We start from the raw sequence: 19094 nt of genomic DNA on the forward strand, positions 1-19094 counted from the left end.
CGCCGTCGGTTGTCTAGGCGATCAAGGAGCTGGCGGGGAGGAAGCCCTCGTGGGGTGAGCAGCGGCCGCCGCCCAGCCCGCGAGGGACCACATCCGTACGTTGGCGGGATCGCGCGGGCGACGGTAACCGGTTACAGTCCTCGAAACCGGATCAACCACGACCGCCAGGAGGCACCCGGTGACGAACCCCAGCGGAACCCGGCCGTCCGACGCCCGGACCGATTGGGAAGCCCGCATAGCGCGCCGCAGCGACGAAGGCGGCACGGCCGCGCTACCCGACCTGCCCCCGCCTGCCGGGCTCACCGCCACCCCGGGCCACGGACACGTCCGCCTCTCCTGGCAGCCCGTCGACGGCGCGGTCGGCTACCTGGTGCACCGTGCCCCGCTGGACGGCGACCGGGTGTCCGGGCCGTTCACCCCGGTGGACCACCTCGGCGGAGACGTGCTCTCCGTGCCCGACACCTGGTACGTCGACACCACCGGTACCCCGGGCGAGCGGTACGCGTATGCGGTGGCCGCCGTACCCGAGGTGACCGTGACCGGCGCGCTGAGCGGCCCGGCCCCGGCGGCCGCCCTGCCGGCCGGCGGTGAACCGCCCACCGTCACGCTGCACCTCGACGCGGACGCCGCGGGCACCACCCTGCACCGGCCCTGGCAGCCGATGATCGGCAGCGAGCGGCTGTCCCAACTGCTCTGCCGGGACCGCTCCGGCGGCCGGGAGATCGGCGCCGAACTGCTGGCCGCGCTCCGCCGGGTACGCGACGAGATCGGCGTGACCACCGTGCGGGCGCACTCGATCCTGCACGACGACCTCGGCGTCTACCGCGAGGTCGACGGCGAGCCGGTGTACGACTTCAGCCGGGTGGACCAGGTCTACGACCTGCTGCTGGGCATCGGCATGACGCCGGTGGTGGAGATCGGGTTCATGCCCCGCGACCTGGCCAGCGACCCGGACCGCACGGTCTTCACCTACCGCGGCATCATCTCCCCGCCGCGCGACTGGGACCGGTGGTCCGGGCTGGTCCGGGCGCTGGTGGCCCACCTGCTGGACCGGTACGGCGAGCAGGTGCTCGGTTGGGACTTCGAGGTGTGGAACGAGGCCAACCTGGAGGTGTTCTGGTCCGGCAGCCGCGAAGAATGGATGCGGCTGTACGACGTGACCGCCCGCGCGGTCAAGGACGTCGACCCGCGGATTCCGGTGGGCGGCCCCTCGTCGGCCGCCGCCGGTTGGGTGGACGCGTTGCTGGAGCACGCCGCCCGGTCCGGGGCGCCGGTGGACTTCGTCTCCACCCACACGTACGGCAGCCCGCCGCTGGACCTGCGGCCCACCCTGGCCCGCCTCGGCTTCCCCGACGCGCGGATCCTGTGGACCGAGTGGGGGGTCACCCCCACCCACTTCCACCCGGTCAACGACGGCACCTCGGCCGCCACCTTCCTGCTCACCGGCATGCGGTCGGCCGCCGGCCGGGTCGACGCGCTGTCCTACTGGGTAGCCAGCGACCACTTCGAGGAACTCGGCCGGCCGCCGAGGCTGCTGCACGGCGGGTTCGGCCTGCTCACCGTCGGCGGCATCGCCAAGCCGCGCTACCACGCCCTGCACATGCTCGCCCAGCTCGGCGAGACCGAACTGCCGGTGCGGGCCGCCGGCGACGGCGCCGACGGCCTGGTGCAGACCTGGGCCAGCCGGCGCGCCGATGGCAGCCTCGCGATCCTGGTCTGGGTGGCCACCCTCGACCAGGACAAGCGGGATGGTGATCCGGCGCTGGCCCGGCGGATCCGGTTGGTCATCGACGGCGCGGCCGGCCGGCCCGCCGTGGTCTCCCGACTCGACCGGGAGCACGGCGACATCACCACCCTCGCGGACCGGTTGGGCGTCGCCGAGTGGCCGACCGATGAGCAGTGGGCCGCGCTGCGCGCCGCTGACCAACTCCCGGTGGAGAAGGTGCAGCCGGTCGCCGAGGCCGGGGCCGCGGTGATCGAGCTGGACCTGCCGCAGCCCGGCGCGGTGCTGGTCGAGGTCTTCGGGGCCTGAGGCAGGCCCGAGAAGTAGGCCCTCAGCCGGTGGCTGAGGGCCTACTTCCTGGATCAAGCGTGACCAGGGCATTTGCTAACCGAACGACGCACGCCGCGATCCACGGGTTGGACAGGTGCTACACCTGTGGCTCGATGTCACTCGTCGTCATGAAGCGGCCCGGCGCAGCTGCGGAAGGTCCTGGTTGGCCGGAACGTTGAACGTCTCCTGTGCGATCAGTGGACGGATCCGGCCTTCGAACTGCGGCGAGACGAACGCGCGGCGGACGAGGTCGTTGGCGAGCTCGTTGCCGAGCGCCCCCATGATCATGGCCTGGTCGAGCGAGAGGTGGCGCTTGGCCACGGTGCCGCTGCCGACCGCGATCGCGTCGTAGAAGCCGCCGGGGCCGTACGAGTCGAAGTTGGCCTTGAGCCGGGCGAGGTTGTCGACGACCGGTCCCTTGGCGTACGGGAGAGCGAGGAACGCCGCGTGCGGGGTCACCACGCCGTCGCCGTAGTCGGGGTCCGGGCCGGCCGGGCGGCAGTCGCCGAACCCCGCGTCGTACTTCGAGCGCTCCATATCGGACGGGTAGCCGTCGGTGTCCATGCCCATCGCGTCGACACCCCAGGCCATGTAACCGCCGGCCGGGTCGCTGGCTGGGGAGAAGCCCCAGTAGCCGTACCCGGCGTCATTCATCCCGTGCTCGATCTGGCCCGCGACCGTCGCGGGGTGGTTGCGGCCCCAGCTGTTGGGTGCCCACCTTGCTTCGGGCACGAACAGGTCGGGCATCAGCGCCTCGAACATGTCGCCGCCCCAGCTGGGTACGAACTGGATGCCGCGGTACTGGTACGCGCCCTCGTACACCGGAACGCCCTCGTAGGTGGTGTTGAAGCCGACCGGCTGCATCTCGTGCCAGCTCCAGTCGCAGGTGGCCGGCAGGGTGCGCATCGTGTTGTAGTAGGCCTTTGGCGGGATCTGGCCCATCGCGATGCCGAGGTACGTCGCGATGCGCGGTTCGGTGACCGTGATGTCGTAGTGGTTGCAGGTGAACCAGACGCCGTCGCGCTGCCGTGAGCATCCCGGGGGCGGCGCGTCCCAAAAGCCGCCGGCGATCAGGCCGCTGGCCCCGAACGGGGTGGCCGCCGCCGGGTTGTAGTAGAAGCCGAAGTTCATCTTCCGCAGGATCGCGTCGGCCTTGCCACGCAGCTCCGGCACGGCGCCCTTGACCACGTTGAGCGCGGCCGCGAGCCAGCCGTTGTCCACACTGGACAGGAACGGGTAGACGGTGCTGCCGTTGTCGGGCCAGACCGTGACGACGGAGCCGTCCCGCGGGTCGTACCAGTTGTAGTACATGCCTGACGCGGTGTGGTGCTTGAGCCCGGCGAGCGTGTCGAGGGTCTTGGCGATCCGGTCGCGGGCTTCCGCCTTGGAGATGATGCCGAGCTCGCGGGCGACCACCGCGGACCACATGTATCCGCCGATGTTGGTGGGGGACGTGTAGGTGGAGCGGCCGCCCGCGGCCAGGTCACCGGTGATGTTGTCGGCGACCAGGCCGGTGCCGGGGTCGGTCATGGCGACCATCGACCGCCATGTGTCCTTGGCATAGCCGAGCAGTGCCCGGTCGGCGCCGCGCTCGTCGGGTGCCGCGACGGCGGCCGAGCCGCCTGCCAGCACGAGTGCCAGCGCGAGGAGTGGTGCGAGAAGGCGTCGCATGGGTCTCCTTGTCTGGTTCCGGGGATGGACTATTTGATTCCAGTGGTCGCGATGCCGCGCAGGAAGTGCCGCTGGAGGAGCAGGAACACGATGAGCACCGGAAGCACGACGACGACGGCTCCCGCGAGGAGCAGACCGTAGTTGCGTTCGTTCTCGCCGACGCTGTAGAGCGCGAGGGCGACCGGCAACGTGTACTTGTCCTCCGTGGTGGCGACCACGAGGGGCCACAGGAAGTTGTTCCAGGAAGCGAGGAACGTGAGGATCCCGAGGGTGGCCAGTGCCGGCCGGCACAGGGGCAGCACCACCCGCCAGAAGATCCGGAACTCGCCGGCGCCGTCGACCCGGGCCGCCTCGATGAGCTCGTCGGGGATCGACTGGAGGAACTGCCGCATGAGGAACACGCCGAACGGTCCGACGAGGAACGGCAGGATCAGGCCGGCGTACGTGTTGGTCAGGCCCATGTTGCTGACCAGCACGAACTGCGGGACGAAGGTCACCATGCCAGGCACCATGAGCATGCCGAGCACGGCCAGGAAGAGCACTCGCTTGCCGGGGTACCGCAGCTTGGCCAGCGCGTACCCGACGAGCGAGCAGAACAGCAGGTTACCGACCGTGACCAGGGTCGCGACCAGCGCCGAGTTGAAGAAGTAGAGCGGGAAGTCCAGCCGGGAGAACAGCTCGCGGAAGTTGTCGAGCGTGGACGTCTCGGGCCACCAGGTCGGCGGCACCTGGCGGATCTCCCGTTCCGGCTTGAGCGACGAGAGCCCCATCCAGACGAACGGTCCGGCCACGGCGAGCAGCCCGAGGACCAGGACGACGTAGAGCACGGTCTTGGCGACCCGGTCACGGGTACGCAAGGCGGTGTCCTTTTCGACCATCGTCAGTTCCTCTCCCCCAGCAGGCGGAACTGCACGACCGACAGCGCCACGATCGCCAGGAAGAGCACGTAGCTGGCGGCAGCCGCGTAGCCGTAGTTGCCGAAGCCGAACTGGTTGTAGATGTGGAACGACACCGACAGCGTCGAGGAGAGCGGGCCGCCCTGCGTCATGACGAACGGCTCCTCGAAGAGCTGGAGGTAGCCGATGCCGGTGATCACCCCGCCGAAGAGCAGCGTCGGCCGAAGCATCGGCAGGGTGACGTTGCGGAACTGCTGCCACCGTGTCGCGCCGTCGAGCGTCGCCGCCTCGTAGAGGTCGGCCGGCACCGCCTGGAGTCCGGCCAGGAAGATCACCATCAGGAAGCCGAAGTTGCGCCACGCCGCCATGACGATCAGCGACGGCAGCGCGAGCCTGGTGTCGAACAGCCAGCTCGGCCCGTCGACCCCGACCAGTCGCAGCAGGTTGTTGACCAGCCCGATCTCGGGGTCGAGCAGGAAGCGCCAGACCACCGCGATCGCCACGATGCTGGTCACGACCGGCAGGTAGAAGCCGACCCGGAACAGCGCGCGGAAGCGTACGAGCCCGGAGTTGAGCGCCGTCGCCGCCGCCAACGCCAGCACCATGGTCAGCGGCACCCCGACGACGACGAAGGCCAGCGTGTTGACCGACGACCGCAGAAAGAGGTCGTCGGAGAACAGGCGGGTGTAGTTGTCGATGCCGACGACGTTGACGGCGAGCGGGTTGCGCAGATCGGTGGAGCGCAGATCGGTGAAGCTCATGACCAGCGACGCCACCACCGGCAGCGCCATGAACACGAGGAACAACACGGTGAAGGGCGCGGAGAAGGCCCAGCCGGTCAGCGCCCGCCGCAGGCGTTGACGCCGCCGGACCGACCCGGCGGGCCGGTCGGGGCTGGTCGCCCCGGCCGGTCGCGCCGGTGCCGTCGCCGCGGAGGCGCCGGTCATGTCAGCTCCCGGTCCCGATGGCGCTCGCCTGCTGCTGGATCGCCTTCGCCGTCGCGGCCGGATCGACGTTCTGCTTGCACAGCTTCTCGACCTCGAGGTCGAACGCGGCCGCGATCTGCTCCCAGGTAGTGATCGCCGGCGGTGCCTTGGCACTCTTGAGCTGCTGGCCGAACGCGGTCAGGAACGTGTCGCCGGTGATCGTCGAATCGTTCCAGGCCGACTGCACGGCGGGCAGGTCCTTGACCGCCTGGTACCACTTGACCTGCACCTCGGGCTTGCTCAGCCACTGCACGAACTTCCAGCCGCCGTCACGGTTCTTGGCGTCCTTGAAGACCGCGAGGTTGCTGCCGCCGATGAACGAGGTCGACGACTTCTTCATCGGCATCTGCGCGACCGCGTACTTGTCCTTGAAGCCGGCGCCGCCCTGCTCCTCGACGATGCCCATGTGCCACGGGCCGGAGATGAACGCGCCGATCTCACCCTTGACGAAGCCGGGCTCGAGCGAGCCCTCCGGCAGCGCGGTCGGGGACAGGCCCTCCTTGAAGAATGACTGGTAGTAGGCGAGCGCCTCGGTCATCTCCGGGGTGTCGAAGCTCAGCTTGTCCGCGCTGGCCACGTCGGCGCCGTTGGACCAGGCGAACGGCAGGACCGACTGCCAACTGCCGGTCTTGCCGGGCTGGAGGTTGAGGCCCCACTTGGCGCCGGCCTTCTCCTTCATGCCCTTGGCCATGGCCTTGAGGTCGTCCCACGTCTTCGGGCCGTCCGGGAATCCGGCCTTCGCGGCCAGGTCCTTGCGGTAGTAGATCAGCCGGGTCTCGACGTACCACGGGACGCCGTACGAGGTGCTGTCGACGATCGTGGTGTCCCAGGCGCCGGGGAAGAAGTCGTCTTTCTTGATCAGATCCGACGGAGTCGGGTCGAGCGCGCCGGTCTTGGCGAACTCGCCCTGCCAGGTGGTACCGATCATCGACACGTCCGGCGTCTGCTTCGCGGCGATGGCGCTCGCGATCTTCTGGTGCGCCGCGTCCCAGGGCACCGCCGTCACGGAGACCTTGGCGTCGGGGTTCTCGGTGGAGAACTCCTTCGCGAACTCGGCGAGCTTCTCGCCTTCGGTGCCCATCGCCCAGACGGTGATGTCCCCGCTCGCCTTGCCCGCGCCGACGGACTTCGCCTCTTCCTGGCCGCTGCCCGAGTCACGGCCACAACCGGCCAGCGCGACCGACGCGGCCAAGACGACCCCAGCCGCGGCGGCTAACCGCTTACTTCTCATGTCGTACCTCCAGGGGGTTGGTGGTTTTCAGGGGTGAGCTGTTCACCTGCCGGTGCCTCCGGTCGGGGGCGCCGGGCAGCCGCAACTGCGGCGCAGGACGAGTTCGGTGGGCAGCACGAGACTGCCCGCAGGGGTGTCGCCGGGCTGGCCGGCGGCACGCAGGATCAGCCGGGCCGCTTCGGCGGTGAGCTCGCGGACGGGTTGCCGGACGGTGGTCAGGGCGGGGGTGACGAGAGCGGCGGCCGGCATGTCGTCGAAGCCGGTGATGATCAGGTCCTGCGGCACCCGCAGGCCCCGGCCGAGGGCGCCGACCAGCACGCCGAGGGCGATCTCGTCGTTGGCGCAGACCACCCCGGCGGGCCGGGGGGTGTCGCCGCCCAGCAACTGGTCGGCGGCGAGCACCCCGTCGGCCTGCTGCATGCTGACCGCGACCGGCTCGGCGGGTGGCTCGATGCCGAGGTCGTGGTGCGCCCGCCGGAAGGCGGCCCAGCGTTCACTGACGTCGGGTGAGCCCGCCGGGTTGCCGACGAAGACCAGGTCGCGCAGGTCGTGGTCGGCGAGCAGGTGTCGGGTGAGCGCCAGCATGCTGCCGGCGTTGTCGGCGCGTACCGAGGGGATGTCGCCGGGGCCCTCGCCGGCGACCACCACCACGGGGACCATCTTGGCGAGCCGGAGCAGCGTCTCGTCGGAGATGGTGCCGCCCATGACGGCGACACCGTCCACCCGGCGGCCCATCTCCAGCACCTGGTCGTCGGAGTCGGAGCGCAGGTGCGTGCAGAGGATGTGCACGCTGGCCCGGGACGGCACCGCCTCGGACTCGAAGCCCTGGATCAATTCGGTGAAGTAGGGGCCGGACAGGCCCGGGAAGACCAGGCCGAGAGCGCCGTGCCGGCCCGCGGCCAGGGCCCGACCGAGGTGGTCGGGGCGATATCCGTGCTTCTCGATCGCGTCCAGCACCCGGCGGCGCATCTCCTCGGAGACCTGGCCGGTGCCGTTGGAGACCCGGGAGACGGTGGCCACGGAGACGCCGGCGAGCTTCGCGATCTCGCGAACCGTCATGCGGCTGTTGCTCATCGCTCCCTCGATCCGTAACGTGCGGTTAACAGAAACCGGTTTCAGCCGACCATAGGCAGCCGAGACGAAGTTCACAAGTCTCTGATCCACAATCTCCCGTGTGAGGAGCTCTGCCCCATATGACAGAAGTGCTGCTCCGGGATCGCAGGATCCTCATCAACGGCCGGCCCGAGCTGCTGCTCGCCGGCGAGGTGCACTACTTCCGCCTCGCCCGGACCGACTGGGCGGACCGGCTCGACCAACTCCGCGACTGCGGCGCCGACACCGTCGCCACCTACGTGCCGTGGCTGTGGCACGAACTGCCCGACGGCTCGGTCGACCTGACCGGGCGTACTCACGAGCAACGCGACCTGGCCGGCTTCCTCGACCTCGCGCACCAGCATGGGCTGCGGGCCGTGGTCCGCCCCGGCCCGTTCATCATGGCCGAGGTCAAGAACGAGGGCATCCCGTACCGGGTGTACGACGAGCACCCGCACCTGCTGCCCACCACCTGGGACGGCGCGCCGATCAGCACCCGCACCATCGACTACCTGGCGCCGGAGTTCCTCGCCGCGGCCGACGGCTGGTACGCCCAGGTGATGCCGCTGGTCGCGGAGCGGCTCGCGCCGCGCGGCGGCCCCGTGGTGGCGGTCCAACTCGACAACGAGATCGGGATGCTGTCCTGGGTGACCAACTCCCCCGACCTCACCGACGGCCTCTGCGCCGACCTGGCACGATGGGCCGTCGAGCGGTACGGCAAGGACGCCGCCGCGGCGCGGATCGGCGCCGACCCGGCCGATCCGGCGGCGTGGGCGGCCGCCCTGCGTACCCCGGTCGAGGAACGCTCCCTGGCCCTGCACGACGACCTCGGGCGCTACATGCGGGACCGCTACCGCCGGTACGTGACGGCGCTGCGAGCCAGCGCCGAGCGATACGGAGTGACCGGGGTGCCCTTCCTGGTCAACGTGCACGGCACCGGCGGCGGGCGGGGACGCACCTTCCCGATCGGGATCAGCCAGCTCATGGAGGCGTACCGCGGGCAGCCGCAGCTCACCTCCGGCTCGGACTTCTACCTCGGCGACCTCACCGTCGGCAACGTCGCCGACCTGTACGTGTCCAACGCCTTCCTGGCCGCCGCGCACGACGGGGACCAGCCACTGACCTGCCTGGAGTTCGAGGCCGGCAACGGCGACTACGGCGAGGACCTGTCGACGCGCTACCCGCCCGAGGCGATCGACCTGAAGACCCGGCTCTGCGTGGCGCAGGGCAACCGGCTGCTCAACCTCTACCTGTTCGCCGGCGGACACAACCCGCCGCTGGCCGAGCCGGTCGGCGACGGCAACGACCGGATCGCGTTCACCGGCGAGCGGCACGGCTTCGCCGCCCCGGTCGGCCCGGAGGGGCAGCTAAACCCGACGTATCCGGCGGCCCGGCGGGCGCTGCACGCCGTACGCGGGGTGGCCGACCTGCTCGCCGACGGCGACGAGGAACACGACGGGCTCGCCCTCGGTTTCGTACCCGACCACTACCTGACCGAGTACCACCACCCGGCGTCCACCAACCGGTCCGAGCAGGTCGCCGAGCTGGAACGGTTCCGCGGCATGGGCGCGCGGGACGTACTGGCGCGGGCGCTGCTGCTCGCCGGCTACTCGTTCCCCGCAGTGAACCTGCAGGCTCCGGCGGGCGGCACAGCACAGGGCCCGGGAGGCACGCCGCCCGTGCTGGTGCTGGCCACCGCCCCCACCCTCGGCTCGGACGTCCAGCAGCGGCTGGTCGACCATCTGCGGGCCGGCGGCCGGCTGTTGCTGCACGGACCGCTGCCCACCCGCGACCACGACGGCACGCCGTGCACCCTGCTGGCCGACGCGCTCGGGGTGCGGGCGGACGGTTGGCTGGAGGGCGGCCCACACTACTTCCCATCGGTGGTGGGCCAGGCCTGGGCGGCCCGCCCCGCCGAGGTCCGGGTCGGCTACGCCCAACTGCTCACCGGGTCGGGTGAACGGCTGCTCACCGAGGTCGGCTCCGGCCGGGCGTGCGGCGTCGAGGTGACCGTGGGCGCCGGCCGGGCCGTGCTGATCGCCACCGACTACCCGTGCCACCTGGACTTCTGGCGGTCAGCGCTGGACCGGCTCGGGGTGCGGCCCCGGCTCCGGCACGACGCAGGCGAACCCGGGCTGCTCCTCACCTCGACCGTGGACCGATCAGGCCAGCGGCTGCGTCACCTGATCAACGTCGCGCCGTCAACGCTCGAGTTCAGCCTGTGGCACCGGGACGAGCCGGTACTGTCCGGCCGGCGGCTGCGGATCGGCGCCCGCGCCGGGCTGATGCTGCCCGCCGGGGTCCGCGTCGGACCGGCCACGCTGCTGGAGAGCAGCTGCGAACTGGTGGCCCGCAACGGCTCGGAGGTACTGCTCCGGCCGACCCAGACCGAGGATGTCGCGGTCTTCGCCACCGACCGGCCGGTACACGCCGACCGGGGCGAGGTGACCGTCGCCGGCGGTCGAACCACCCTGACCGTCCGGGCCACGGATGGCGAACCGGTCCGGGTCAGAATCGGCTGACCGCCGCTCCCCGGTGGGGCACGTGGCGTCAGCCCGCCGCCAGCGGTCGGGCCAGCCAACTGGAGAGCCAGTCGAACGCGGTTGGCTCCATCGCCAGCCAGGTACCGGCGTTGTGGCCACCGCCGTTGATGTACCTGGTGGTGACGCTCATCGGCGCGCGGGCCAGCCGGGCCAGGGTGATGGCGCTGCGCAGCGACGAGTGGTCCGCGCGGGCGCAGCCAAGGTAAAGCGCGATGGCGGGTGGCGGTAGGTGCTGCAAACGCCAGGCATCGTTGTTCAGCGTGTTCTCGGAGCCGTCCCCGACGGTGATGCCTGGGGTGGTGTAGCCGGAGAGGCTCGCTGCGGCTGCGTATCCGGTCGGGTGGCGCAGGGCCAGGTTGGCGGCACAGAAGGCGCCCGCCGAATAGCCGATCAGCCCCCAGCCGGCCCGGTCGGTCCGTACGCGCAGGTGGCTCTTGACGGCCGCCGGCACGTCGACGGTCAGGTACGTCTCGGCCTGCGGTCCGTGGCTGAGGTTGGTGCACTCGGTGTCCAGCAGTTCGTTGGGCGTTATGTACGGGAACAGCACCACGGTCGGTGTCATCCGACCGGCGGCGATCTCCCGGTCCAGGTATTCGGGTGCGTGCAGGGTTTTTGTCCACCCCATCGGTGACGACGGGTAGCCGTGCAGCGCCTCGATGACCGGGAAGCGGGCGGCGGGGCGCGCGTCGTAGGCGGCCGGCAGGTACGCCGTCACCGGCAGCGAGAGACCGCTGGCCCTACCGGGGACGGTGAGGTTGACCAGGCGTCCACCGGATCCGCCGCCGGGCGGCGGCGGATCCGACAGCGCAGCTGCGGCCGGTGGTGCGCCCGTCAGATCGGACCACGAGGTGTAGGTCTCGACCTGGCGGTTGACCCATACCAGGGCGGCGGCGAGGGCGGTCGCCACGCAGAGGCTGGCGCTGCTGGCCCGCAGCGCCACCCGCCACCATCCGCTGCCACGCTCCCAAGCCAACGCCAACGCGACGGCGGCCACGACCGCCGCCGCGACGGCGAGCACCAGGAGCGCGAGACTGTCCGGCGCCATCTTTCCCTCCTAAGCGGACGTGTTGGCAGCGCCGACGGGCGGCTGCACCGGGGCGGGGCGGCGCGGCGGCACCGGGCTGGCCTGGCCGTGCGGTGTACGCACCTGCCGCACCAGTGGCGCGGGCTCGGGCAGCGGGGCAGGCAGCTGCCGGATCGCCCAGAGCAGCGCCGCCCGCAGCGCGTCCAAGCCGGCCGGCCGGGTGGAGCCGACACGAGGCACTGCGGCCGGGCCGCCGGTGGCGGTACGCGCCGGAGTGCCCAGCACGGCCACCGTCACGCCCACCGGCAGCCCTTGCGGTGCGGCCGCGCCAGCGGGCCGGCCGCGCCCCGCACCGACGGGAACCACCGCCAGCGCCGGATAGCGGCCGGGCGCGGCCAGCACCACCTGGCGGGCCAGCGGCTCCTGCCGCGCTGACGACACCAGGGCCCAGCTGTGCCCGGTGACGCGCAGGTCCCGGCTCAGTTGGGCGGGCAACGTCATGGCCAGCGCCGGTACCGATGCTGCCGAGGTGGTGTGGGCGAAGATCAGCACAGCCGGTCCTGCCGCCGTCTCCGCCGAGCGGGCCAAATCAGCCTCGGCCGCATCGCCCCACCCGTCCCCCGCGCTGCTGAGGACCAGCACCGCCGGGTATCGCCAGCCGGGGTTGCGCAGGTAGTCGGCGGGTACGGTCACCCTCGGTGGGGCGGCCAGGTGCCAGTCCGCCCACCCGTCCGGTCGCCACTCGAAGGCGAACGGCTGTGCGGAGTCGCTGTGCTCGTGCTGGCGCACCCACTGGTCCAGCTGGCCCGGCGTGCTGGCATGGTGACGGCCGCCAGCGATGGCCTGAGTCAGCAGGTCGTCCCAGTTCGTATAGAACTGCGCGGAACGGTTGACCGCCAGCCCCACGGCCAACAGCACCAGGGCCTGGGTCAGCAGCACGCCCACCACCCGCACCGGGATGCGGAGCCGGCCGAACCGCCGCCAGCCGACAACGGTTGCGGCGGCCGCCCCGACGGCAGCCAGCCCCGCCAGGACGAGCAACGAAATGCCGGTCAGTGCCATGTGCACCTCCACGCCCTGAGCCGTGCCGGTAGGGCTGATGGTCCACCCGTTCGCTGAGAGAGGCTGCAAAATTTGCTGGAGGATCGCTGAACGCGGCGGTGTGGGCCGCTCAGGTCACTCACAGCGCGCACGCTGATGGGGCTCAGCGAGGCGGCCGATGATGGCCCCATGGCGCCGCAAGGAGGCACAGCATTCGTCGGCGAGCCCTGGCGGCCACGCCCACCGCTGACGCGGGCCGGCGTGGCCCGGCTTGTGCAGGTGGCCGGCGTGTTCACCATCCTCACCTGGCTCCTGCCGCCGCGTCGTGGCGGGCTGGAGGCCCTGGCGGAGTACCTGCCGATCACCGGCATCCTCACCGCCCGCGCAGCCACGGCGGTCAGCGGGGTGCTACTGGTCTACTTGGGCGGGGCTGCGACGGGGCAAGCGCAGCGCCTGGCGGTTGGCCGTCTTCCTGGCCAGCGTCGGCATGGTCCTGCACATCGCCAAAGGGCTCGATTTCGACGCGGCGGCGGTCTCGGGCGCACTGCTGGCCATGCTGGTCGCGGTGCACGGCCAGTTCCGGGCGGTCGCCGATCCGCGCAGTCCGTGGCGCGCGCTGGCGGCGTTCGCCGGCTTTGCGGGCGCCGGCTTCACGCTCGGCATGCTGGAGATAGCCCTACGGCCGAACCGCCTGGTCGGCACGCCGGGCGTGCGGCTGTGGGCGGAGCACGCCGCGCTCGGTCTGGTCGGCGCACCCGGCCCGCTGCGATTCCGGCACCCGCTGGGCGCCGAGGCCGTCAGCCTCACCACCGGCGCGTTCGGGCTGCTCGCGGTCGGCGCCGCCACGGTGCTGATGCTGCGCCACGCCCGGCGCGGTGCCGACGAGCGGACTGCGGAACAGGACCACCGGCTACGCGAGCTGCTGCGCCGGTACGGTGCGGCCGACTCGCTGGGCTACTTCGCCCTGCGTCGGGACAAGCTGCTGATGTGGGCGCCATCGGGAAAGGCTGCGGTGCCGTATCGCGTCATCAACGGGGTCAGCCTCGCCACCGGTGACCCGATCGGCGACCAGGATGCGTGGTCGCAGGCGATCGACGCGTGGCTGGCCGACAGCGCCCGGCATGGGTGGACCCCGGCGGTGCTCGGCTGCGGGCCGTCCGGCGGACGGTCGTACCGCCGCAGCGGCCTGGACGTGGTGGAGCTCGGCGACGAGGCAGTGGTGGACACGGCCGGGTTCAGCCTCGAGGGCCGGCCGATGCGCGCCGTGCGCCAGGCGGTTGCCCGCGCGAAGCGCGCCGGGTACACCAGCGAGGTGATCCGCCAGCGCGACCTGTCGCCGGCCGCACTGGCGGAGGCGGTACGTGCGGCGAGCCAGTTCCGGGACGGACCGGTGGAACGCGGCTTTTCGATGGCGCTGTCCCGCATCGGCGACCCGCAGGACGGCGACTGTGTGCTCGTGCTCTGCCGCGACGGCGCCGCTCGGCTGCGTGGCGTCCTGCAGTTCGTACCATGGGGCAACGACGGGCTGTCGCTGGACCTCATGCGTGGCGACCGCTCGGCGGTCAACGGCGTGATGGAGCTCATGGTGGTCAGCGCGATCGAGGCGGCGCCCGGCCTGGGCGTGGGACGGCTCTCGCTGAACTTCGCCGTGCTGCGCTCGGTCTTCGCCCGCGCCGAGGGGCTGGGGGCCGGGCCGGTCCTGCGGATCTGGCACCGGCTACTGCGGCTGGCCTCCCGGTTCTGGCAGATCGAGTCGCTGTACCGGGCGAACGCCAAGTACCAGCCGGCGTGGCAGCCGCGTTACCTGTGCTTCCCCACTGCCCGCGACCTGCCCCGGATCGCCATGGCCGTACTGAAGGCGGAGGCGTTCCTGCCGACCGGGTGGCGCAGTGCGCGGCGCGCAGACGGCGACGCCTGCGCGCCATCCCTCGAACCGCTCGGGGTGAGGTGATGGCAGAAGGGGCGCGGCGACGCACCGCCCTGCGACGCGCCGCTGCGATCGCCATGCTCCTGTCGACTGCGATCAGCGGCGGCGAACCGCCGCCGCCCGCAGCCAAGCCCGCCGCGGGTGCGGTGGTCGCGCTCGGCGACTCCGTGCCGGCTGGGTCGGCCTGCGACTGCGTGCCCTTCCCGGACCTGTACGCCCGCATGCAGGTGCCCGCCGTCCCATCCGTCAACCTCGCGCGCGGCGGCTTCAGCTCCGACGATGTGTGGGCGCAGCTCGAATCCCCTGATACGCACGAGGACCTGCGCCAGGCTGGCATCATCATGATCATGGTTGGCGCCAACGATCTGGCCGCCGCGTTCGACGCCGACGGCGACGACGCAACCTATCGGCGAGTCGCGGCGCGAGTCGGCGCCAATGTGGCCGCCACGATTGACCGGATCCGCGAGTTGCACGACGGTCCCGTCACGGTGCTCGTGCTCGGCTACTGGAACGTCGTCAAGGACGGCTCCGTGGGGCTTGCCGAGTACGGTGATGCCGGCATCGCGCAGTCGGCTACCGCCACCCGGTACGTCAACCAGGCCCTGCGCGACGCGGCGGCTGAGACGGCTGCACTCTACGTGCCCACCTACCCGGCGTTCAAGGGCGTCGCCGGCGACCAGGACCCCACCGACCTGCTCGCTGACGACGGCGATCACCCCAACGCGGTGGGCCACGAACTCATCGCCCGCGCGGCGAACGCCGCCGTGGCTGCCAGCAGATGACCATGGCCGCCACCGCGATCGCCGGGCCGACGAACACGTGGCCCCGGACGACGGTGCGGACCAACCTTTCCGCGTAGGCGTTCGCTCGCGGACGCTTCGCCACCTGCTGACCGAGACCTACCCCTCCATGGGTGTGCCTGCCGTCAGGGCGAGGCCGGTCACGGCCAGCAGGTCCGGACGTCGGAGGTGGTGAGCAAAGTGCGGCGCCTACCTCCAGTCGAGATTGCCGTCGACCCGGTCGCCGTTGATCATGAGGTTGTCGAAGCGGAGTCGCTCGACGTTCTCGAGGACGAACGGCTTGTCAGCCTTCTTCACCACGATGTCCTTGAGCAGGACGTCCCGCAGCGGCGCGGCCTGCGGACCGTGGACTTCGAGCACCTGACCGGCGGCCTCGACGGTGATGTCGGAGAACACGATGTCGCGGTACACCGGCGGGAAATTGCCGCCCAGTTCACCGGGGTAGTTCAGCTGGAACCAGATGAAGGTGTCGAAGGACTCGACTGTCATGTTCCGCACGCGGATGTGCTCGACCGTGCCGCCCCGGTCGAGGTTGCCCTTGAACCGGATGGCGGAGGCGCCGGTGCGCAGCACGTTGTCGGTGAAGTAGACGTGGCGGATGTCGCCCGACATCTCACTGCCGAGGGCGATGCCGTCCTCGCCACCCATGTCGTTGTTGCGCACGACGATGTATTCACTCGGCCGGCCGATGGTCCGCCCGTCGAGGTCTCGGCCCGACTTCACCACCACGGAGTCGTCGCCGGTGCGGAAGGTGTTCTTCTCGATGAGCACGTGGGTGCTCGAGTCGACGTCCACGCCGTCGTTGTTCGCCCGGTGGCTGTCCACGACGAGGTTGCGCACGATGGCGTCGTCCGTGTAGACGAGGTGGTTGATCCAGAACGGGGAGTTGTGGATCGTGTAGTCCTGCAGGAGCACCCGCGTGGCGTGGAAGAACTGGACAGCGCTGGGCCGCAGGTAGGTGCCGGCGCCGAAGATCCGCTGCTCGACCGGCACGCCGGTGAAACCCATCTGACGCAGCCGCAGCTGGTCACCCTGCTGCTTCCCTGTCCAGCTGTGGAACTCGTGCTGCTCGTTGCCGTCGATGACGCCCTTGCCGGTGATTGCCACGTCGTGCACGTCATTGGCGTAAATCAGCGGTGAGTAGCCGAACAGCTCGGTGCCCTCCCAGCGGGTGCGCACGACGGGCAGGTAGTCCTTGGCGGCCGGGCTGAACAGCAGCGTGGCTCCGCCGGACACGTGCAGGTCGATTCGGCTGGCCAGATGGATCGGCCCCTTGCTGAACCAGCGGCCGGCGGGCAGGACCACCCGCCCGCCACCATCCTGGGAGGCGCGCTTGATGGCGGCCATGATGGCCGGACGCGCGTCGGCGCTGCCGTCGCCCACGGCACCGAAGTCGGTGACCACATAGTCCCGATTCGGGATGGCGGGCGTCTCGATCTTGTCGACGATCCGCTGGATCATCGCCGAGTCGGCGTTGGCGCTGGCTCTGGGGCTTGCGTCGGCTCCGGCGGCCGCGGTGACTGTCGAAGTGAGAGCCAGGGCCAGCAGGACGAGGACGGCACGGGGACGGCGTCGGCCTCGTGGTGCTCGCTTCGGTTCCGGCGGTTGCGTCGTCACGGCATTCCCTTTCGGTTCGGGGGAACGGACGGGTGGTGACGGTGGTGCGTTGCCTCGTACGGCGTCGGGCCCGGGACTGCCCCGCGGAAACCCGGTCGGGGTCTGCGCATTGTGGGGCGTCGGAAGTCCGGAGGTGACCGTCCACCGACGATCAAGCATGCAAACGTTTGCATGGATTATTTCGACCATCGCCGCTCCTTGTCAACGGCCCTGAGGCAACAGATCCGCCGGCAAGCGCAGATCAGGGCCGACCGCCCCGGTGCCGAGGCGTGGGACGCTCCAGACCCGCGTCGGACGCCCGAGCTGCTTCTGTCAAACGTTTGCATCGAATGGCGGCTGAGGTGGTCCGCGCATCGAACGCCCCGGTCGTACAGTGGCGACCAGCAATCGGATCAGGAGGTGCGGTGTGACGGGCGGAAGGCGGGTTCGTCTCGTCGACGTCGCACGCGAAGCGGGCACGTCGGTGTCGACAGTCTCCCGGGTCCTCAACGGCTCGGAGCAGATCTCGTTCGAGGTGAGCAACCACGTCCGCTCGGTCGCCGCGCGGCTGGGCTACCGGGCCGACGGCGCGGCGAAGGAGCTCAAGCTCGGCCAGGTCCGCACCATCGGGGTGACCGTGCCCGATCTGGCCAACCCGTTCTTTCCCGAGGTGCTCAAGGGCCTCGGCGCCGGGGCGCGCGCGGCGGGCTACCGACTGCTGATCAGCGAGAGCGGGGAGGACCCTGACGAGGAACTGCGGCTGACGGAGGAGTTGACCAGCCACGCGAGTGCCCTGGTGCTGTGCAGCTCACGGCTGCGACCGAAGCACCTCGCCAGGATCCTCGACGGGCCGATCCCGGTCGTCTGCGTCAACCGAACGGCGAAACAGGCGGGGGTGGTCTGCGTCGACTACCGCTCCGGCAGCCGGCAACTGCTGGACCACCTCGCGAACCTCGGCCACCGGCGGATCGCGTACGTGGGTGGGCCGCCTGCTTCCTGGTCGGACGGGCAGCGTCGCCGCACGTTGCGCACCCTGACCCGGAAGATGGGCATGGAACTGGCGGAGATCACCGGGGGCTGGTCCGGCGACCACGGGTACGACGCCGGGCCGGAGGTGCTGGGCATCGGCGCCACGGCGGTGATCACCTTCAACGACCTGGTCGCGATCGGGCTGCTGAGCTGGTTGCACGACACCGGTGTCGCGGTGCCCGGCGCGGTGTCGGTGACCTCGTACGACGACATCCCCGTCGCGGCGTACGCGCGACCGCCGCTGACCTCGCTGCGCAACCAGCGCGCACAGCTCGGCCGGCTGGCCTGGGATCACCTGTCGGCGCGCCTGGCCGGTGACCAGTGGCCACAGCCGGTCATGCTCACCCCGACGCTGATCGTCCGCGCCAGCACCGGGCGCCCCTTGGAGAACGGCGAGGCCGATCCCGCCTGAGACCAGGGCGTGTCCTGCCGATCATGGGCTCTGTGGGTCGTCCGGGGCAGCGCCGACACCCAACCGGATGCCATAGTGCCGCCATGAAGGCAGACCTATACAGCTATTTGAAGGGCGGCCGTGACGCGCTGCTGTGGAAGCTCGACGGGCTCAGCGAATACGATATTCGACGTCCGTTGACCCCGACCGCCACCAACTTACTCGGTCTGGTGAAGCACTCGGCGGCCATGGAGATCCTCTACTTCGGCGTCGTGTTCGGCCGGCCGTTCGAGCAGGAGCTGCCGTACGTCGGCGACGGAGCGGAGACCAATGCCGACATGTGGGCGACTGCGGATGAGACCCGCGAGGAGATCGTCGCTCTTTACCGTCGCGCGATCGCTCACGCCGACACCACCATTGAAGCCCTTGCACTGGATGAGGTCGGCCGTGTGCCGTGGTGGGGCGATGCAGCGGTCACGTTGCACCACGTCCTGGTCCACGTGATCGCGGAAACGCAACGGCACGCCGGCCACGCTGACATCGTGCGCGAACTCATCGACGGCGCGGCCGGGCTGCTGCCAAGGAACGACAACCTGCCCGCCGCCGACGAGTCATGGTGGCTGGACTACCGCCAGCGAGTGGAGCAGGCCGCCCTCGACGCCAACAAACGCAGCAACTAGGTTTTCTGTCGCATGGAAGCCAGATGATGGCGGCGATGAGTACCGGCGCACCCGTGCGCAGCTTCCACAGGATCCCGTTGATGACCTGGCGGTGATCCCGCCACCGCCCCCGCGCACCGCCCGGCTCCGGCAGA

The 19094-nt window shown here is 70.7% G+C and carries 14 protein-coding genes and 1 pseudogene; 6 read left to right on the forward strand and 9 right to left on the reverse strand.

Annotation, left to right across the window (positions count from 1 at the left end):
- Positions 1-178 precede the first annotated feature (178 nt).
- Positions 179-2032 carry a xylan 1,4-beta-xylosidase gene (locus tag ACFYML_RS03615; protein ID WP_387419102.1) on the forward strand — a complete coding sequence of 618 codons (1854 nt, stop codon included), beginning with the start codon at positions 179-181 and terminating at the stop codon, positions 2030-2032.
- Between the two features lie 147 nt (positions 2033-2179).
- On the opposite strand, the gene ACFYML_RS03620 is transcribed toward ACFYML_RS03615, so the two are convergent.
- Genes ACFYML_RS03620 through ACFYML_RS03640 form a run of 5 tightly spaced genes read right to left on the reverse strand, consistent with a single transcriptional unit; the run spans position 2180 to position 7911 of the window.
- Positions 2180-3724 carry a DUF3131 domain-containing protein gene (locus tag ACFYML_RS03620; protein ID WP_387419103.1) on the reverse strand — a complete coding sequence of 515 codons (1545 nt, stop codon included), beginning with the start codon at positions 3722-3724 and terminating at the stop codon, positions 2180-2182.
- A gap of 29 nt (positions 3725-3753) precedes the next feature.
- Positions 3754-4602, reverse strand: coding sequence for a carbohydrate ABC transporter permease (locus ACFYML_RS03625; RefSeq protein ID WP_387419105.1), 849 nt, complete (start codon positions 4600-4602; stop codon positions 3754-3756).
- Between the two features lie 2 nt (positions 4603-4604).
- Positions 4605-5567 carry a carbohydrate ABC transporter permease gene (locus tag ACFYML_RS03630; RefSeq protein WP_387419106.1) on the reverse strand — a complete coding sequence of 321 codons (963 nt, stop codon included), beginning with the start codon at positions 5565-5567 and terminating at the stop codon, positions 4605-4607.
- A 1-nt stretch (position 5568) separates the two neighbouring features.
- Complete coding sequence (locus ACFYML_RS03635) at positions 5569-6837, reverse strand: sugar ABC transporter substrate-binding protein (protein ID WP_387419107.1); 1269 nt, start codon at positions 6835-6837, stop codon at positions 5569-5571.
- Between the two features lie 42 nt (positions 6838-6879).
- The gene (locus tag ACFYML_RS03640; RefSeq protein ID WP_387419108.1) at positions 6880-7911 is read right to left on the reverse strand and encodes a LacI family DNA-binding transcriptional regulator; all 1032 of its coding nucleotides are present in this window, start codon (positions 7909-7911) and stop codon (positions 6880-6882) included.
- A gap of 119 nt (positions 7912-8030) precedes the next feature.
- On the opposite strand from ACFYML_RS03640, the gene ACFYML_RS03645 reads away from it, so the two are divergent.
- Positions 8031-10451, forward strand: a complete 2421-nt coding sequence (locus ACFYML_RS03645; protein ID WP_387419109.1) for a beta-galactosidase — start codon at positions 8031-8033, stop codon at positions 10449-10451.
- 28 nt (positions 10452-10479) lie between these two features.
- On the opposite strand, the gene ACFYML_RS03650 is transcribed toward ACFYML_RS03645, so the two are convergent.
- Together ACFYML_RS03650 and ACFYML_RS03655 are read right to left on the reverse strand one after the other, a co-directional pair.
- Positions 10480-11517, reverse strand: coding sequence for an alpha/beta hydrolase (locus tag ACFYML_RS03650; protein ID WP_387419110.1), 1038 nt, complete (start codon positions 11515-11517; stop codon positions 10480-10482).
- Positions 11518-11526: 9 nt separating this feature from the next.
- The gene (locus tag ACFYML_RS03655) at positions 11527-12558 is read right to left on the reverse strand and encodes a hypothetical protein (RefSeq protein WP_387419111.1); all 1032 of its coding nucleotides are present in this window, start codon (positions 12556-12558) and stop codon (positions 11527-11529) included.
- A gap of 439 nt (positions 12559-12997) precedes the next feature.
- Here ACFYML_RS03655 and ACFYML_RS03660 point away from each other — a divergent pair, with 439 nt between their 5' ends.
- Together ACFYML_RS03660 and ACFYML_RS03665 are read left to right on the forward strand one after the other, a co-directional pair.
- Positions 12998-14488, forward strand: coding sequence for a phosphatidylglycerol lysyltransferase domain-containing protein (locus tag ACFYML_RS03660; protein ID WP_387419112.1), 1491 nt, complete (start codon positions 12998-13000; stop codon positions 14486-14488).
- Complete coding sequence (locus ACFYML_RS03665; RefSeq protein WP_387419113.1) at positions 14488-15246, forward strand: SGNH/GDSL hydrolase family protein; 759 nt, start codon at positions 14488-14490, stop codon at positions 15244-15246. The genes ACFYML_RS03660 and ACFYML_RS03665 overlap by 1 nt, the downstream gene beginning before the upstream one ends.
- 207 nt (positions 15247-15453) lie before the next feature.
- On the opposite strand, the gene ACFYML_RS03670 is transcribed toward ACFYML_RS03665, so the two are convergent.
- Positions 15454-16725, reverse strand: a complete 1272-nt coding sequence (locus ACFYML_RS03670) for a glycoside hydrolase family 28 protein (RefSeq protein WP_387419114.1) — start codon at positions 16723-16725, stop codon at positions 15454-15456.
- Positions 16726-17287: 562 nt separating this feature from the next.
- Between ACFYML_RS03670 and ACFYML_RS03675 the strand changes: the two genes are divergently transcribed.
- Together ACFYML_RS03675 and ACFYML_RS03680 are read left to right on the forward strand one after the other, a co-directional pair.
- A complete protein-coding gene (locus tag ACFYML_RS03675; protein ID WP_387419116.1) occupies positions 17288-18301 on the forward strand; it encodes a LacI family DNA-binding transcriptional regulator in 1014 nt (337 codons plus the stop codon).
- An 83-nt stretch (positions 18302-18384) separates the two neighbouring features.
- A complete protein-coding gene (locus ACFYML_RS03680; RefSeq protein WP_387419117.1) occupies positions 18385-18960 on the forward strand; it encodes a DinB family protein in 576 nt (191 codons plus the stop codon).
- 43 nt (positions 18961-19003) lie between these two features.
- Here the strand turns inward: ACFYML_RS03680 and ACFYML_RS03685 are convergent.
- Positions 19004-19093, reverse strand: a pseudogene (locus ACFYML_RS03685) (IS5/IS1182 family transposase); the annotation flags it as partial.
- Between the last annotated feature and the right edge of the window lies 1 nt (position 19094).

Source organism: Micromonospora sp. NPDC007230, assembly GCF_042869115.1.
GTDB lineage: Bacteria > Actinomycetota > Actinomycetes > Mycobacteriales > Micromonosporaceae > Micromonospora.

Bases quoted from the DNA above. Each gene is read 5' to 3' on its own strand.
- ACFYML_RS03620 (WP_387419103.1), bottom strand. From the start codon at position 3,724: ATGCGACGCCTTCTCGCACCACTCCTCGCGCTGGCACTCGTGCTGGCA.
- ACFYML_RS03640 (WP_387419108.1), bottom strand. From the start codon at position 7,911: ATGAGCAACAGCCGCATGACGGTTCGCGAGATCGCGAAGCTCGCCGGC.
- ACFYML_RS03650 (WP_387419110.1), bottom strand. From the start codon at position 11,517: ATGGCGCCGGACAGTCTCGCGCTCCTGGTGCTCGCCGTCGCGGCGGCG.
- ACFYML_RS03655 (WP_387419111.1), bottom strand. From the start codon at position 12,558: ATGGCACTGACCGGCATTTCGTTGCTCGTCCTGGCGGGGCTGGCTGCC.
- ACFYML_RS03630 (WP_387419106.1), bottom strand. From the start codon at position 5,567: ATGACCGGCGCCTCCGCGGCGACGGCACCGGCGCGACCGGCCGGGGCG.
- ACFYML_RS03670 (WP_387419114.1), bottom strand. From the start codon at position 16,725: ATGATCCAGCGGATCGTCGACAAGATCGAGACGCCCGCCATCCCGAAT.
- ACFYML_RS03625 (WP_387419105.1), bottom strand. From the start codon at position 4,602: ATGGTCGAAAAGGACACCGCCTTGCGTACCCGTGACCGGGTCGCCAAG.
- ACFYML_RS03680 (WP_387419117.1), top strand. From the start codon at position 18,385: ATGAAGGCAGACCTATACAGCTATTTGAAGGGCGGCCGTGACGCGCTG.
- ACFYML_RS03665 (WP_387419113.1), top strand. From the start codon at position 14,488: ATGGCAGAAGGGGCGCGGCGACGCACCGCCCTGCGACGCGCCGCTGCG.
- ACFYML_RS03645 (WP_387419109.1), top strand. From the start codon at position 8,031: ATGACAGAAGTGCTGCTCCGGGATCGCAGGATCCTCATCAACGGCCGG.
- ACFYML_RS03635 (WP_387419107.1), bottom strand. From the start codon at position 6,837: ATGAGAAGTAAGCGGTTAGCCGCCGCGGCTGGGGTCGTCTTGGCCGCG.